Annotated in this window: 14 protein-coding genes; 9 read left to right on the forward strand and 5 right to left on the reverse strand. The window is 71.3% G+C overall.

Features of this window, described 5'->3' with window-relative positions; translation table 11 throughout:
- Positions 1-42 precede the first annotated feature (42 nt).
- Complete coding sequence (locus tag ACWGKT_RS09270) at positions 43-837, forward strand: methyltransferase domain-containing protein (protein WP_453273094.1); 795 nt, start codon at positions 43-45, stop codon at positions 835-837.
- 41 nt (positions 838-878) lie between these two features.
- Here the strand turns inward: ACWGKT_RS09270 and ACWGKT_RS09275 are convergent, their stop codons facing one another.
- Both ACWGKT_RS09275 and ACWGKT_RS09280 read right to left on the reverse strand, forming a co-directional pair.
- A complete protein-coding gene (locus ACWGKT_RS09275) occupies positions 879-1793 on the reverse strand; it encodes a carbohydrate kinase family protein (RefSeq protein WP_453273095.1) in 915 nt (304 codons plus the stop codon).
- Positions 1790-2695 carry a pseudouridine-5'-phosphate glycosidase gene (locus tag ACWGKT_RS09280; protein WP_453273225.1) on the reverse strand — a complete coding sequence of 302 codons (906 nt, stop codon included), beginning with the start codon at positions 2693-2695 and terminating at the stop codon, positions 1790-1792. The genes ACWGKT_RS09275 and ACWGKT_RS09280 overlap by 4 nt, the downstream gene beginning before the upstream one ends.
- 102 nt (positions 2696-2797) lie before the next feature.
- Between ACWGKT_RS09280 and ACWGKT_RS09285 the strand changes: the two genes are divergently transcribed.
- Positions 2798-3226: a VOC family protein gene (locus tag ACWGKT_RS09285; RefSeq protein WP_453273096.1), complete on the forward strand. Its 429-nt coding sequence runs from the start codon at positions 2798-2800 to the stop codon at positions 3224-3226.
- Positions 3227-3254: 28 nt separating this feature from the next.
- Here ACWGKT_RS09285 and ACWGKT_RS09290 read toward each other — a convergent pair whose 3' ends face one another.
- Together ACWGKT_RS09290 and ACWGKT_RS09295 are read right to left on the reverse strand one after the other, a co-directional pair.
- Positions 3255-3809, reverse strand: coding sequence for a methylated-DNA--[protein]-cysteine S-methyltransferase (locus ACWGKT_RS09290; RefSeq protein WP_453273097.1), 555 nt, complete (start codon positions 3807-3809; stop codon positions 3255-3257).
- Positions 3810-3886: 77 nt separating this feature from the next.
- Entirely contained in the window at positions 3887-4759 is an 873-nt protein-coding gene (locus ACWGKT_RS09295; protein ID WP_453273098.1) for a glycerophosphodiester phosphodiesterase, read from the reverse strand.
- Positions 4760-5036: 277 nt separating this feature from the next.
- Between ACWGKT_RS09295 and ACWGKT_RS09300 the strand changes: the two genes are divergently transcribed.
- From ACWGKT_RS09300 to ACWGKT_RS09330, 7 genes are all read left to right on the forward strand, one after another.
- On the forward strand, positions 5037-5915 hold the full coding sequence (locus tag ACWGKT_RS09300) for an MHYT domain-containing protein (RefSeq protein WP_453273099.1): 879 nt from the start codon (positions 5037-5039) through the stop codon (positions 5913-5915).
- Between the two features lie 40 nt (positions 5916-5955).
- Positions 5956-8103 (forward strand): excinuclease ABC subunit UvrB, encoded by a 2148-nt coding sequence (gene uvrB / locus ACWGKT_RS09305; protein WP_356153769.1) that lies wholly within the window; start codon positions 5956-5958, stop codon positions 8101-8103.
- A gap of 158 nt (positions 8104-8261) precedes the next feature.
- Complete coding sequence (locus tag ACWGKT_RS09310) at positions 8262-8840, forward strand: TerD family protein (protein WP_356153766.1); 579 nt, start codon at positions 8262-8264, stop codon at positions 8838-8840.
- 49 nt (positions 8841-8889) lie between these two features.
- A complete protein-coding gene (locus ACWGKT_RS09315) occupies positions 8890-10875 on the forward strand; it encodes a TerD family protein (RefSeq protein WP_453273100.1) in 1986 nt (661 codons plus the stop codon).
- Positions 10876-11118: 243 nt separating this feature from the next.
- Positions 11119-12120 (forward strand): TerC family protein, encoded by a 1002-nt coding sequence (locus ACWGKT_RS09320; protein ID WP_453273101.1) that lies wholly within the window; start codon positions 11119-11121, stop codon positions 12118-12120.
- Positions 12121-12248: 128 nt separating this feature from the next.
- Entirely contained in the window at positions 12249-12563 is a 315-nt protein-coding gene (locus tag ACWGKT_RS09325; protein ID WP_235459164.1) for a hypothetical protein, read from the forward strand.
- 117 nt (positions 12564-12680) lie between these two features.
- Complete coding sequence (locus ACWGKT_RS09330) at positions 12681-13781, forward strand: calcium:proton antiporter (RefSeq protein ID WP_453273102.1); 1101 nt, start codon at positions 12681-12683, stop codon at positions 13779-13781.
- Here the strand turns inward: ACWGKT_RS09330 and ACWGKT_RS09335 are convergent.
- Positions 13771-15090, reverse strand: coding sequence for an MFS transporter (locus tag ACWGKT_RS09335; protein WP_453273103.1), 1320 nt, complete (start codon positions 15088-15090; stop codon positions 13771-13773). The two genes, ACWGKT_RS09330 and ACWGKT_RS09335, sit on opposite strands and share 11 nt — an antisense overlap.
- Positions 15091-15116: the final 26 nt, after the last annotated feature.

Consider the following 15116-nt stretch of genomic DNA (forward strand, 5'->3'; position numbering starts at 1 on the left):
TCGGCCGTTCCGGACAAGCGGGGCAACTGGGATGATCGCGGTATGACGCGAACCCACGGGTATCTCCTCGACAACCGGCAGACCGAGGCGGGTCGGCGCTTCGACGCCTTCGCCACTCTCTTCGACCCCACCACCTTCCGGCACCTCGAAGGATTCGGTCTCGGAGCCGGCTGGCGCTGCTGGGAGGTCGGCGCCGGCGGTACCTCCGTGGTGTCCTGGCTGGCCAAGAAGGTCGGCCCGACCGGCAAGGTCGTCGCGACCGACATCGACACCACGCTCCTCGCCGCGGCCGCCCGCCCTCCGGTCGAGGTGCGCGTCCACGACGTGGGCGCCGAGGAGCCGCCCGCGGAGGGCTTCGACCTGGTGCACGCCCGGCTCGTCCTGGTCCATGTGGCGGACCGGGAAAGGGCGTTGCGATCGATGATCAAGGCCCTGCGGCCCGGCGGACGACTCCTGATCGAGGACGCCGACCCCGCCCTCCAACCCCTGATCTGCCCCGACGAGTACGGTCCCGAGCAGCAACTCGCCAACCGGCTCCGGCAGGGCTTCCGCAAACTGCTCGCCGCCCGCGGCGCCGACCTCTCGTACGGCCGCAAACTCCCGCGCCTGCTCCGCGAGGCCGGACTGCGCCACGTCGAGGCCGACGCGTACTTCCCGGTCACCTCGCCCGCCTGCGCCGCCCTGGAGACCGCCACCGTCCAGCAGATCCGCGACCAGCTCGTCGCCGCGGGCCTGGCCACCGACCAGGAGATCGACCAGCACCTGGCCAACGTCGCCGCCGGCGGCATGGACCTGGCCACCGCGCCGATGATCTCGGCGTGGGGCCGCAAGGAGTAGGCGGTCCGCCCTCCCCGCGCACCGGGTGGGGCCGCCCGACGTCAGCCGGGCAGGGGAGGCCTGCCGCCCACCCGTTCCACCGCCCGCGCACCCGCCCGGCATCCCTCGGCCGCCGCGTCCTCGGGACCCGCGCCCGCGACGAGCGCCGCGAGGAACCCCCCGGTGAAGGCGTCACCGGCACCCGTGGTGTCCCGGGGTGACGCCGGCGCGGCGGGAACGCGGGCGAGCACGCTGCCGCCCCGGGCCACCAGCGCGCCGTCCGCCCCCAGCTTGGCCACCACCCAGGGGACGTGACGGCTCAGCTTGGCCGCCGCGTCCGCCGGATCGGGCAGCCCGGTCAGCAGGCACGCCTCGTCACGGCTGGGCAGCAGCACGTCCAGCCCCTCGACCGACGCGAGGAAGCGGTCCACCCCCAGCTCCCTGAGGAAGCCCGCCGACGCGGGATCCAGGCTCACCGGCACACCACGCGCACGTGCCGCCCCGAGGGCCAGCGCCGCGAGCGCCCGGCTGGGCTCGGAGAACAGCAGATAGCCCGACAGGTGCAGCCGGCCGACCCCGTCGAGCAACGCGTCCGACCAGTCGGCGGGTTCGAGCCACAGGGACGCGCCGCTGTCCGTGAGGAACGTACGCTCGGCCGAAGCCCCCGTGTCGACGAGACAGATCACCGTGCCCGTCGCCGCCTCCGGGTCGATCACCAGCCGGGGCCGCACCCCGGCCGTGACCAGCTCCCGCTCGTGCCACGCCGCCGCGTCCGCCCCCACGCGCCCCAGCAGCCGTACGTCCGCACAGCCCGCGTGAGCCGCCCAGCAGGCCACGTTGGCCCCCGCACCGCCGGGCACCGTGCGGATCGCGGCCGCCGTGTCGGTGCCGGGCGCGAGCGGCCCCCGGTGCCGGGCGACGACATCGGTGACGACGTCCCCGACGACCAGCAGCGCCCCGTGACGGCCCTGCGTCACCCCCGGGCCCACGCCGCCGCGATCCGCGCCGCCAGTCGTACGTTGCCGCGCACCGCCGCGAGGTTGGCGCTCAGCGAGGCGCCGTCCGTGTGGCGCACCAGGTAGTCGAGCAGGAAGGGCGTGACGGCCTGGCCGGTGACGCCCTCGGCCTCGCACGCCTGCAGCGCCTCGGTGAGCACACGCGCGTGCAGCTCGGGATCGAGCTGCTCCTCCTGCGGGACCGGGTTGGCGACGATCAGCGCCGACTCGGGCCCGTCGACCGCGTCCTGCGCCCGCATGACCCCCGCCACCTGCTTCGGGCTGTCCAGCGTCCAGTCGACCGGATACCCGGAGTCGGACAAGTAGAAGCCGGGGAAGCGATCCGTGCCGTATCCGGCGACGGCCACGCCCAGGGTCTCCAGACGCTGCAGCGTCGCCGGCACGTCCAGGATCGACTTCACCCCCGCGCACACCACCGTGATCCGCGTGCGCGCCAGCAGACCGAGGTCCGCGGACTCGTCCTGCGTCACCGTCCACTGCCGGTGCACGCCCCCGAGGCCGCCCGTCGCGAACACCCGCACGCCCGCCAGCGCCGCCAGCAGCGCGGTCGCCGACACCGTCGTCGCCCCGCTCGCCCCCGCCGCCACGGCGAGCGGCAGGTCCCGGTGGCCCAGCTTGCGGATCCCGTCCTCGTTCGCGACCCGCTCCAGCTGCTCCTTGTCCAGGCCGACGTGGGGCCGGCCGTCCAGCACCGCGATCGTCGCGGGCACGGCACCCTCCTGCCGTACCGCGTCCTCCAGCTCCAGGGCCACCCGCAGATTGCGCGGGCGCGGCAGCCCGTGCGCGATGATCGTGGACTCCAGGGCCACCACGGGGCGCCGCGCGTCGATCGCCTCCCGTACTTCTTCGGACACCACCAGCACCACGCGCCTGCCTCCTGTCGGTCGGTTCTCCCTCATCTCTGGCGGGCCGCGCACCCGGATAAACGCTTGCGGGCTGTGGGGGCCGCCACCAGCCTGGGCGGCATGACGAACAACACGGCACGTCTCGACCACGTCGTCCTGTGGGTGAGCGACCCGCTCGCCGCGGCCGACTTCTATGAGAAGGCGGTCGGCCTGGAGCCCCTGAGGGTCGTCGAATTCGCCGAAGGAAAGACGTCGTTCCCGTCCGTGCGGGTCAACGAGGAGACCATCCTCGACCTCGCCCCGCTCACCATGGCCGAGCGCATGAGGATGCTCCCCGGCTCCGTCGAGAGCGCGGGTCACCCGGTCAACCACGTCTGTCTGGCCCTGCCCGCCGAGCGGTTCGACGCCCTCCGCGCCCGCCTGGAGGAACACTCCGTCCCAGTCTCACCCATCGACCGCGACGCCTACGGAGCCCGTGGCAAGGCCACGCGCAGCTTCTACTTCCGGGACCCCGACGGCAACGTGTTCGAGGCACGGCACTACGAGTAGGCCGCGAGCAGCCCGCGCCCCCGAGCCGTCAGAACAGCGGCTCGGGCAGGACGCCCTCCAGGGCGAGCAGCTTCCGCTTGGTCTCCAGTCCGCCCCCGAACCCGCCGATGGCGCCGTCGCTCTCCACGACCCGGTGGCAGGGCACGACGACCGGCAGCGGATTGGAGCCCATCGCCGCGCCCACCGCCTGCGCCGCGCCCGGCCGGCCGACCCGCCCGGCCAGATCGCCGTACCCCACGACCGTGCCGTACGGGACGCCGGACGCCAGTTCGCGCAGCACCTGCCGGTTGAAGCCGGAGATCAGTGACCAGTCCAGGGGCAGCTCGAAGGCGTGCCGCTCACCCGCGAAGTACGCCTCGACCTGGCGTATCGCCTCGGCCAGCAGCGGCGAGTCGGGTGCCTCGACGGGCTCGGTGCCGAACCGGACCGCCAGTCCCTCGACCGCCCGCTCGCGCACCGCGTCGGTGGCGTGGAAGACGACGTTGACCAGGCCGTCGCGGGTCGCCGCGAGGAGCAGCGGACCGATGCCCGTACCCACGACGGTCCACACGACCTGCCGCTCGTACTGCCCATGGCTGTCCATGCGCCCACCGTACGGCCCGTCACTGACAATGCCCGGGCGAGGCCGGGCACCGGGCCGCCGACGGCGTCCGCGACGGCTCAGGACGCGGCGAGCGCCGCCCGCACCACGTCCGGCTTGTTCGTGATCACACCGTCGACGCCGTAGCGGGCGACGGTCCGGGCGGTCGCCGCGTCGTCGACGGTCCAGGCGAACACCCCCAGCGGCCTGCCGTGCGGTCCGTCGTACGCGTGCACGGCGGCGACATAGCCGACGGTGAGGGAGGTGTATGTCGGGTTGACCAGGTCCGTGAAGTCGGCGTACTCGCGCAGCTGGTCCACCGCCGGTGTGCCCAGGAAACCGGTCGTCACGGCGGGCTTGAGGTCGTGCACGGCGCGCACGCTGTCCGCGCTGAAGCTCTGCACGATCAGCCGGCCCAGATGCGGCCGGTCCAGCCAGCCCTCGTTGCCGAGGAGCTTGAGGGTCTGCTGTTCGATGCCCGGGTACAGCTCGGGATTCTTGATCTCCAGGAGCAGCTTCTCGTGGTTGTGCTCGACGCGGCGCATGTACTGCGCCAGCGTCGGCACGCGCGTGCCCGCGTACCCGGGGCCGAACCAGCTGCCCGCGTCCAGGCGGGCGATCTCGGCGGCCGTGAAGTCCTTCACCTTCCAGGGCGCCCGGCCGGGAAAGACGTCCTCCACATTCGTGGTGCGCCGCAGGCTGTCGTCGTGGATGACGACCAGCTCGCCGTCCTTGGTGCGCTGGACGTCGTTCTCGACCCAGGAGAAGCCCAGTCGTGCCGCCTCGTCGATGGCGGGCAGGGTGTTCTCGGGCGCGCGGGCGGGGGCACCCCGGTGGGCGACGATCGTGGGCTGCTCACCGACGGCACCGGCCGTGGCGACGTGCGTCGGGGCCAGCAGGGTGGCCGCCCCCAGGAGCGCGGTGGTCGTGGCGGCAACAACGCGCGCGTGCATGCGTACTCCTCGCGACGAGCGAATACGGACAGCACCAGAGTGACAGCAGAGTGACAACGGCGAGCGGGTACGGGATGACCACACATTGAATGGTGTTGCCCCTGCCCGCTCACCGATGCCGCACATCTGGGGCAGAGCCGTGTTTCTTTGCCGGAAAATCGTTCGACCATTCCGGTGGGGGTCATACTCTCTGCGTCAACCCTGACCGCTCGCCGGTCCTGGGACGGGGGCACATTTCAGGTATTCCGGGACGCAAAGGGCGGAAGGGCAGCCGCGCATGCAGGGCACGGTCGACGGATTCAGTTACGGGGTCGTCACCCCGTTGGTCGCCTACCTGACGGCCTGCCTCGGCGGAGCCCTCGGCCTGCGTTGCACCACGAGATCGATGCTGGTGGCGCACTCCTGGCGGCCCGCCTGGCTGGCCCTCGGCTCGGCCGCGATCGGCTCCGGCATATGGACCATGCACTTCGTCGCCATGATGGGATTCACCGTCAAGGAGACGCCGATCCACTACGACATGCCGATGACGTACGCGAGCCTCGGTCTCGCCGTCGTCATGGTGGGAGTGGGGATCTTCATCGTCGGCTATCGCGGCGCCACCGGAACGGCACTGTTCACCGGCGGCACGGTCACCGGTCTGGGCATCGCCTCGATGCACTACCTCGGCATGGCGGCCATGCACCTCAACGGCCGGTTCGAGTACAACACGCTCACCGTGGCCGCCTCCGTCGTGATAGCCGTCGTGGCCGCCACCGCCGCCCTGTGGGCCGCCGGACAGGTGCGCGGCTTCCTGTGGAGCGTGGGCGCGAGCCTCGTCATGGGGCTCGCCGTCAGCGGCATGCACTACACCGGGATGGCCGCCCTCAGCGTCCATCTGCACGGCACCGCAGCGACCCCCTCCGGCACGGCACCCGCCTCCCTGCTCGCCCCCATGCTCATCGGCCCCCTCGCCTTCCTGCTGCTCGCGGGCGTCGTCGTGATGTTCGACCCGCTGATGGTCATGGGCAAGCCCGACGGGACCCGCGTCGAGCAGAAGCCGGGCGTCCCGGCCGCCGACCTCGCCCCGCACCCGGACCGCCGCCCCCAGCTGAGCCACGGCCGCCCGCACGTGCGGCAGCCGGGACACCGCGGTTCGCGCACCCCGCAAAACCGCTGATCCGGACCCGTTGTCAGTGCGGGGTCGTACGGTGGATCCCATGCGGCCCGTTTCCCACATCGAACGCACGGTGGCGCCCTTCGAGGTCGTCAGCTCCTACCAGCCCAGCGGTGACCAGCCGGCGGCCATCGCCGAGCTGGCCAAACGCATCGAGGCCGGTGAGAAGGACGTCGTCCTCCTCGGCGCGACCGGCACCGGCAAGTCCGCCACCACGGCGTGGATGATCGAGAAGCTCCAGCGCCCCACGCTCGTGATGGCGCCGAACAAGACGCTGGCCGCCCAGCTGGCCAACGAGTTCCGCGAGCTCCTCCCGAACAACGCGGTCGAGTACTTCGTCTCGTACTACGACTACTACCAGCCCGAGGCGTACGTCCCCCAGTCGGACACCTACATCGAGAAGGACTCCTCGATCAACGAGGAGGTCGAACGCCTGCGCCACTCCGCCACCAACTCGCTGCTCACCCGCCGCGACGTCGTCGTGGTCGCCTCCGTCTCCTGCATCTACGGCCTCGGTACCCCGCAGGAGTACGTGGACCGGATGGTCCCCCTCAAGGTCGGCGAGGAGATCGACCGCGACGAGCTGCTGCGCCGTTTCGTGGACATCCAGTACACGCGCAACGACATCGCGTTCTCCCGCGGCACCTTCCGGGTGCGCGGCGACACCATCGAGATCTTCCCGGTGTACGAGGAGCTCGCGGTCCGCATCGAGATGTTCGGCGACGAGATCGAGGCGCTGTCCACCCTGCACCCGCTCACCGGCGAGATCATCAGCGACGACCAGCAGCTGTACGTCTTCCCGGCCTCCCACTACGTCGCCGGCCCCGAGCGCATGGAGCGGGCCGTCAACGACATCGAGAAGGAGCTCGGTGAGCGCCTCGCCGAGCTGGAGAAGCAGGGCAAGCTCCTGGAGGCCCAGCGCCTGCGGATGCGCACCACGTACGACATCGAGATGCTCCGCCAGATCGGCAGCTGCTCCGGCGTCGAGAACTACTCGATGCACTTCGACGGCCGCCTGCCCGGCTCCCCGCCCAACACGCTGCTGGACTACTTCCCGGACGACTTCCTGCTCGTCATCGACGAGTCGCACGTCACCGTGCCGCAGATCGGCGCCATGTACGAGGGCGACGCCTCCCGCAAGCGCACCCTCGTCGACCACGGCTTCCGGCTGCCCTCCGCCCTGGACAACCGCCCCCTGAAGTGGGAGGAGTTCCAGGAGCGGATCGGGCAGGCGGTGTACCTGTCGGCGACCCCGGGCGCGTACGAGCTGTCCCGCGGGGACGGCGTCGTCGAGCAGATCATCCGCCCCACCGGCCTCGTCGACCCGGAGGTCGTCGTCAAGCCCACCGAGGGGCAGATCGACGACCTGGTGCACGAGATCCGCAAGCGGACCGAGAAGGACGAGCGCGTCCTGGTCACCACGCTCACCAAGAAGATGGCCGAGGACCTCACGGACTACTTCCTCGAACTCGGCATTCAGGTGCGCTATCTGCACAGCGACGTCGACACCCTGCGCCGCGTCGAGCTGCTGCGCGAGCTGCGCTCCGGCGAGTTCGACGTCCTGGTCGGCATCAACCTGCTGCGTGAGGGCCTCGACCTGCCCGAGGTGTCCCTGGTGGCGATCCTCGACGCCGACAAGGAGGGCTTCCTGCGCTCCGGCACCTCGCTGATCCAGACCATCGGCCGCGCGGCGCGCAACGTCTCCGGCCAGGTCCACATGTACGCGGACAAGATCACCCCGGCGATGGAGAAGGCCATCGACGAGACCAACCGGCGCCGGGAGAAGCAGGTCGCGTACAACAAGGCCAACGGCATCGACCCGCAGCCGCTGCGGAAGAAGATCAACGACATCGTCGCGCAGATCGCGCGCGAGGAGGTCGACACCGAGCAGCTCCTGGGCTCCGGTTACCGCAAGTTGAAGGACGGCAAGGGCGCCAAGGCCCCCGTCCCGTCGCTCGGCGACAAGGCGGCCAAGGGCGCGAAGGCCGCCAAGTCCGCCAAGGGCAAGGCCAAGGAAACGGTGCCCACGGACCGGCCCGCGGCCGAACTCGCCGAGCAGATCGAGGAGATGACGGAGCGCATGCGGGCCGCCGCCGCGGACCTGCAGTTCGAGATCGCGGCCCGGCTGCGCGACGAGGTCTCCGAAATGAAGAAGGAACTGCGTCAGATGAAGGAGGCGGGGCTGGCCTGAGCCGCTGCGCCCCCTTGCCGGACCTCGGCATATGCGCTCAGTGTTGCAAGACCGACACAAACCGCGGGCCGGGGTTCGGCACTGTCGGTGCCCCTGCGTAGGGTGCTGGTCAACCGCGAACCATGCGGCAACTGGGGAAATTCGAGAGGGGAACAGCCGTGACCGTGAACATGACCAAGGGTCAGGCCATCAGTCTGGCGAAGCAGGACGGGGGCACTCTGACCGCGGTCCGCATGGGTCTCGGCTGGCAGGCGGCTCCCCGGCGCGGCCTGTTCGGCTCGCGCACCCGGGAGATCGACCTCGACGCCTCGGCCGTGCTGTTCGCCGACAAGCAGCCGGTGGACGTCGTGTTCTTCCGCCACCTGGTGAGCGACGACGGCTCCGTGCGCCACACCGGCGACAACCTCGTCGGCGGCGTGGGCCAGGGCGGTGACGACGAGGCCATCCTGGTCGACCTGCAGCGCGTGCCGGTCCACATCGACCAGATCGTCTTCACCGTGAACTCCTTCACGGGCCAGACCTTCCAGGAGGTGCAGAACGCGTTCTGCCGCCTGGTCGACGAGACCAACGGCCAGGAGCTCGCCCGCTACACGCTGGACGGCGGCGGCACCTACACGGCGCAGATCATGGCGAAGGTGCACCGCTCGGGAGGTGGCTGGGCGATGACGGCCCTGGGCACCCCGGCCAACGGCCGTACCTTCCAGGACCTGATGCCGGCGATCCTGCCGCACCTGTAGGACGTACCGGCGAGCGGCGCACGACACCACGACACAGGGGGACAAGGCGATGACGGCCGAGCTGGTGCGCGGGCAGAACCACCCGCTGTCCCAGGTCCGGGTCGAGATCCGGATCTCGGCCGGCGTACCGGTCGTGGCGGCGGCCACGCTCAGCGACGAGAGCGGCAAGGCGCACGGCGTCGACTGGGTGGCCCACCCGGGCGCGTCGGCGCTGCCCGGGCTCGAAGTCTCCCGGCAGGCGGCCGCCGACCATCGCCTCGCGGTGGACCTGGCCGCGATGCCCGAAACCGCGCACCGCGTCAACGTGCTGCTCGCCCTGCCCGCCGGAGCGGGCGGTCCGGTCCGCTTCGGCGCCGTCGCCGCCCCCTCCGTCGCGGTCACCGGCCTCGACGGCACGGGCATCGCCCGCTACACCCTCGTCGGTCTGGACGCCGAATCGGCCGTCATCGCCCTGGAGTTGTATCGCCGGCAGGGCGCCTGGAAGGTCCGCGCCGTCGGCCAGGGCTACTCCGGCGGGCTCGCCGAACTCTTCGCCGACCAGGGGCTGCCCCAGGCCGCCGAGCTCGCGGGCAGCATCCAGGAGGCGGTCTCCCGCGGCCTGGCCCGCTCGATCCCGGCGCCTCCCCGGCCCACGGCGGACGGCGACGCGTCGCGGCGCCCGGCGCAGCCGACGTATCCCGGCGCGGCGGCCAGAGAGGCGACGCAGGCTTCCCACCAGGGCCCGGGCCCGGCCGAGGCCCAGCAGCCCGTTGCCCCCGTGTCCCAGACACCCTCCACTCAGGGTCCCGCGACGTCCTCCCTCGGCGGCGGCTCCATCGACTACACGCACCCGAATCGCCGGTCCGAGACCTCCCCGCCCCCACCGCCCGGGCCGCAGGGGCCCGCTGCCTCCCCGGCGGACGCCCCGTCGCCGGTCGCCGGTGACGCGGTCGGCTGGTCCATGGACGAGCGGCTGTACAACCAGGTGTGGGGCATGTTCGAGGACCTGGCCCGCACCGCCGCCGCCTACCGCAGCGCCGTCGACTTCGCCGAGTCCCGCATGGACAAGGAGCTCGAACAGGCCCTGTCCGACCCGCGCAACCGGCTTGGCGCGGCGGGCGGCGCCGCCCGCGAGGCGGCCAGTGTCCGGCGGGCTCAGCTCGTCGACCAGGCGAAGGCGGTCCTCGACCGTGACCTGGCGCAGCTGACCGCCGAGGCCGAGGTCGTCGAGCCCGCGCTCCCGCCCGCGTACGCCGGCTGGGACAACCCCGTCTGGCACGGCTACCGGGTGCCGACGGAGACCCCGATGGCGCTGCGCCTGGGCGACCTCCACCTGCCCGAGAGCGCGCCGCTGCGCATCCCGATGCTGGTCCGGCTGCCGATGGAGCGCGGACTGTGGATCGACAGCGGCCAGTTCGAGACGGTCGACGGAACCCTCCCGGACTCCGGCGAGCTGCGGCACCGTGCGGTGGAGGCGGCGGTCGCGATCGCCGCCCGGCTGCTCGCGGTGCATCCGGCCGGCGCGTTCGGTGTGCACGTGATCGACCCGGCCGGCTCGGCGGCGCGGGCACTCGCGCCGCTGGTGCGCACCGGTGTGCTGGCCTCGCCGCCCGCGCCGGGCGCCGCCGGGGTCGCGGACGTCCTGGGCCGGCTCACGCAGCGGGTCGACCTGGTGCAGATGGCGTTGCGCGGCGGGGCCGCCGAGTCGTTGCCGCCCGGGTTCGACACCGCCCAGCAGCTGCTGATCGTCAACGACTTCCCGCACGGCTTCGACGACCGGGCCGTGACCCAGCTGCGCTACCTCGCCGACGAGGGCCCGTCCGTGGGTGTCCACCTGCTGATGGTCGCGGACCGTGAGGACGCCACCGCCTACGGCTCGTTGCTCGACCCGCTGTGGCGTTCGCTGATGCGACTCACCCCGCTGCCCGACGACCACCTCGCCGACCCCTGGGTCGGTCACGCCTGGACCTACGAACCGGCACTCGTCCCGCCCGGCAGCGAGGTGCTCCACCAGGTGCTTACCCAGGTCGCCGCAGCGGCTACCAAGTACACGTAAAGTCCTCTGACCAGGCAGCTTGGTCTTTCTTTTACTAAGCCCTTTACCTTTCCTTGGTGATTGAGGTACTGTTTTCCGTACGGAGGGGAGTACTCCCTATCTGCTGCATCCAATGCGGCGTGCCCGTCAATACGGATCGGATCAGATCCCGGGGCGCCGGCCCCTCGTGGGTGGAAGAGACCTCCGGCAGCGACAACGCTGACTGTTTGCCGTTACGTACTGCTACGTGCTGCCGGAGGCGCAGTGGATGTTTCCGTGACCCTGTGGGTCCTCACCATCGTGGGCCTCGCCGCCCTCATCGCGGTCGACTTCTTCATCGGCCGCAAGCCCCATGACGTATCGATCAAGGAAGCCGGAATCTGGACGGTCGTCTGGATCGCCCTGGCCGGGCTCTTCGGCCTCGGCCTCCTGCTCTTCGGCGGCGGAGAGCCCGCCGGCGAGTTCTTCGCCGGCTTCATCACCGAGAAGTCGTTGAGCGTCGACAACCTCTTCGTCTTCGTCCTGATCATGGCGAAGTTCGCCGTGCCCTCGCAGTACCAGCAGCGCGTGCTGCTCGTCGGCGTGCTCATAGCCCTGGTCCTGCGGGCCGTGTTCATCGCCGCGGGTGCCGCGATCCTGGCCAGCTTCTCCTGGGTGTTCTTCCTCTTCGGGGCCTTCCTGATCTGGACCGCCTGGAAGCTGATCCAGGAGGCGCGTGCCGACGCGGACGACGAGGAGTACGAGGAGAACAGGCTGCTCAAGGCCGCCGAGCGCCGGTTCGGCGTGGCCGACCGCTACCACGGCACCAAGCTGTGGATCCAGCAGAACGGCAAGCGCCTCATGACGCCGATGCTGGTCGTGATGCTCGCGATCGGCACCACGGACGTCCTGTTCGCGCTCGACTCGATCCCCGCGATCTTCGGCCTGACGCAGGACCCGTACATCGTCTTCACCGCCAACGCCTTCGCGCTCATGGGCCTGCGCCAGCTGTACTTCCTCATCGGTGGCCTGCTGAGGAAGCTGGTCCACCTCTCGTACGGGCTGTCGGTCATCCTGGGCTTCATCGGCGTCAAGCTGGTGCTGCACGCCCTGCACGAGTCCGGGGTGCACGTCCCGGAGATCGGCATCCCGGTCTCGCTCGGCGTGATCTGCGCGGTCCTGATCGTCACCACGGTCACCAGCCTGATGGCGTCCAGGAAGCAGGCGGCGCTCGACATGGCGCGGGTGGGCGGCGAAGGCGCTCCGAAGGACAGCATCGACGCCTGACCACGTCGGACGTAGAAACAACCAGCCGGGGCAACGGTGCGTGGTGCATTGCCCACCCACGGTTCCCGGTGCTTCGTTGGACGCTGAGCGCTCCCGCCCCGGGGGTGCGGTGGCCGGGTGGAGGCATCGTGGACGCACCGACGAAGTTCATGCAGATCATCGAGTTCCAGACCGACCGTATCGACGAGATGCGGGCCCTTTCCGAGGACATGGAGCAGGGCCTCGCGGGCCGCGAGGACGGTCCGACGCACCGGATCGTGCTCCAGGACAGGAACCAGCCGGGCCGCTACCTGGTGCTGATCGGGTTCGACTCCTACGAGGAGGCCATGCGCAACAGTGACCATCCGGACACGAGCAAGTTCGCCGAACAGATGGCGGCGCTGTGCACCCGGCCGCCGTCCTTCACCGACTGCGACGTCGTGGAGTCGACCGAGCTCGGGTAGCCGTGTCGGTTCGCGTCCCCCGGCCGGTCACCGTCGGCCGGAGGGCCGCGGCGGCGGCCGGAAACCGGCTCCGTCGGCCGGAATGCGGAGCCCGTACGCGTCTGCGAAGATCACCGCATGATCCCTCGGCTCCGCGCGCTCGCGACGCACTGGACCGCCGCGGTGCCGGTGCTCGCGGTCGTCCTGCTCGCGTTCACCTGGGGACGTGAACTGCCCGGGGCGGTCGTCGCCCTGGTCACCCTGGTCCTCGCGGGATCCGTCCTGGCCGCCGTGCACCACGCCGAGGTGATCGCCCACCGCGTGGGCGAACCCTTTGGCTCCCTGGTCCTCGCCATCGCCGTGACGATCATCGAGGTCGCCCTGATCGTCACGCTCATGGTCGACGGCGGCGCCAAGAGCGGGACCCTGGCCAGGGACACGGTCTTCGCGGCTGTGATGATCACCTGCAATGGCATCGTCGGCCTGTGCCTGCTCGTCGCCTCCCTCCGCCACGGCACCGCGGTCTTCAACGCGGAGGGCACCGGCGCGGCCCTCGCGACGGTGGCCACCCTGGCCACGCTCAGCCTGGTGCTGCCGACGTTCACCACCAGCAAGCCCGGCCCGGAGTTCTCCGGTCTGCAACTGACCTTCGCCGCGCTGTCCTCACTGATCCTGTACGGCCTGTTCGTGGCCACCCAGACCGTGCGGCACCGCGACTACTTCCTGCCCATCACCCGGCAGGGCGAGGTGATCACCGCGGACGACCACGCCGCGGCGCCGTCCGCCCGTGCCGCCTGGACCAGCCTCGGCCTGCTCGGCCTCGCCCTGATCGGGGTCGTCGGCCTCGCCAAGGGGGTCTCGCCCACCATCGAGTCCGGCGTGGCCGCCGCCGGCCTGAACCAGGCCGTCGTCGGTGTGATCATCGCGCTGCTCGTACTGCTCCCCGAGACCATCGCCGCGCTGCGCGCCGCCCGCCGCGACCGGGTGCAGACCAGCCTCAACCTCGCGCTCGGCTCGGCGATGGCCAGCATCGGGCTGACCGTCCCCGCCGTCGCCCTCGCCTCCGTCTGGCTCTCCGGACCCCTCGTCCTCGGCCTCGGCGCCACCGGCATGCTGCTGCTCGCCCTCACCGTGGTGGTGACCTCCCTGACGGTCGTTCCGGGGCGGGCCACGCCGCTCCAGGGAGGCGTCCACCTGGTGGTGTTCGCCGCGTACCTGGAGCTGGCGATCAATCCGTAGCGGTCCTCACCCCGCGACCGGTCGGCTCCGCCGCCGAGACCGGACGGGTCTCCGGCAGCAGCGCGAAGCACACGAGGCTGAGCAGCGCGATGCCGGTCAAGTAGGCGGCAACCCCCCAGGGCACGCGCCCGCCGCGCTCCGCGAGCGCCGTCGCCACGATCGGGGTGAGCGCGCCTCCGAGGACCCCGCCGAGGTTGTAGCCCACCGCGGCTCCGGTGCAGCGCACCCGCGGCTCGTACAGCTCCGGCAGATACGCGGCGATCACCGCGAACATGGCGATGAAGGCGATCAGCGCCCCCATGAAGCCGAGGAACATCAGCAGCGGCTCGCCGGTCGCCAGGAGTGCGACCATCGGGAACATCCACAGGGCGGTGGCCGTGCACCCGGTCAGGCACAGGGTGCGCCGCCCGTAGCGGTCGCCGAGCAGCGCCATCAGGGGCGTGAGCGACCCCTTCACCACCACGGCGGCCATGATGCAGGTCAGCATGACCGTACGGCTCACCCCGAGCCGCTCCGTCCCGTACGCCAGGGACCAGGTCGTGACCGCGTAGAACACCGCGTACCCGACCGCGAGCGCCCCGGCGGTCAGCAGGACCAGCCGCCAGTGGTGACGGGCGACGTCCGCGAGCGGCACGCGCGCGTGGTCCTCGATGTCGAGGAACTGGGGGCTCTCGGCGAGCGAGGAGCGCAGCCACAGCCCCGCCACGGCCAGCAGCCCGGCGCCCCAGAACGGCACCCGCCATCCCCACTGCGCGAACTGCGCGTCGGTCAGGACGGCCGACAGCACCAGCATCACACCGTTGGCGAGCACGAACCCGACCGCGGGCCCGATCTGCGGAAAGCTCGACCACAGGGCCCGGCGCCGGGGCGGCGCGTGCTCCGCGGTCAGCAGCACCGCCCCGCCCCACTCCCCGCCGAGCCCCAGGCCCTGCAGAAAGCGCAGGACGAGAAGCAGCACGGGAGCGCTCACGCCGATCGAGCCGTACGACGGCACGCAGCCCACCGCGACCGTCGAGGCGCCGGTGAGCAGCAGCGAGGCGACCAGGACCGGCCGCCGCCCGCGCCGGTCCCCGATGTGCCCGAACAGCACCGACCCCAGGGGCCGTGCCACGAACCCCACGCCGAAGGTCGCGAAGGCCGCCAGCGTCCCGGCCAGCGGCGAGAACGTCGGGAAGAACAGCGGCCCCAGGACGAGGGCCGCCGCTGTCCCGTAGACGAAGAAGTCGTAGAACTCGATCGCGGTCCCGGCGAGCGAAGCCGCCGCGAGCCGCAGCATGGAGGGTGCCCTTACGGTGCGTACATCGCGCATGTCGCGTCAACTACCCAGCGTCACCA

The sequence above is a fragment of the Streptomyces sp. NPDC054794 genome (genome assembly GCF_053611585.1).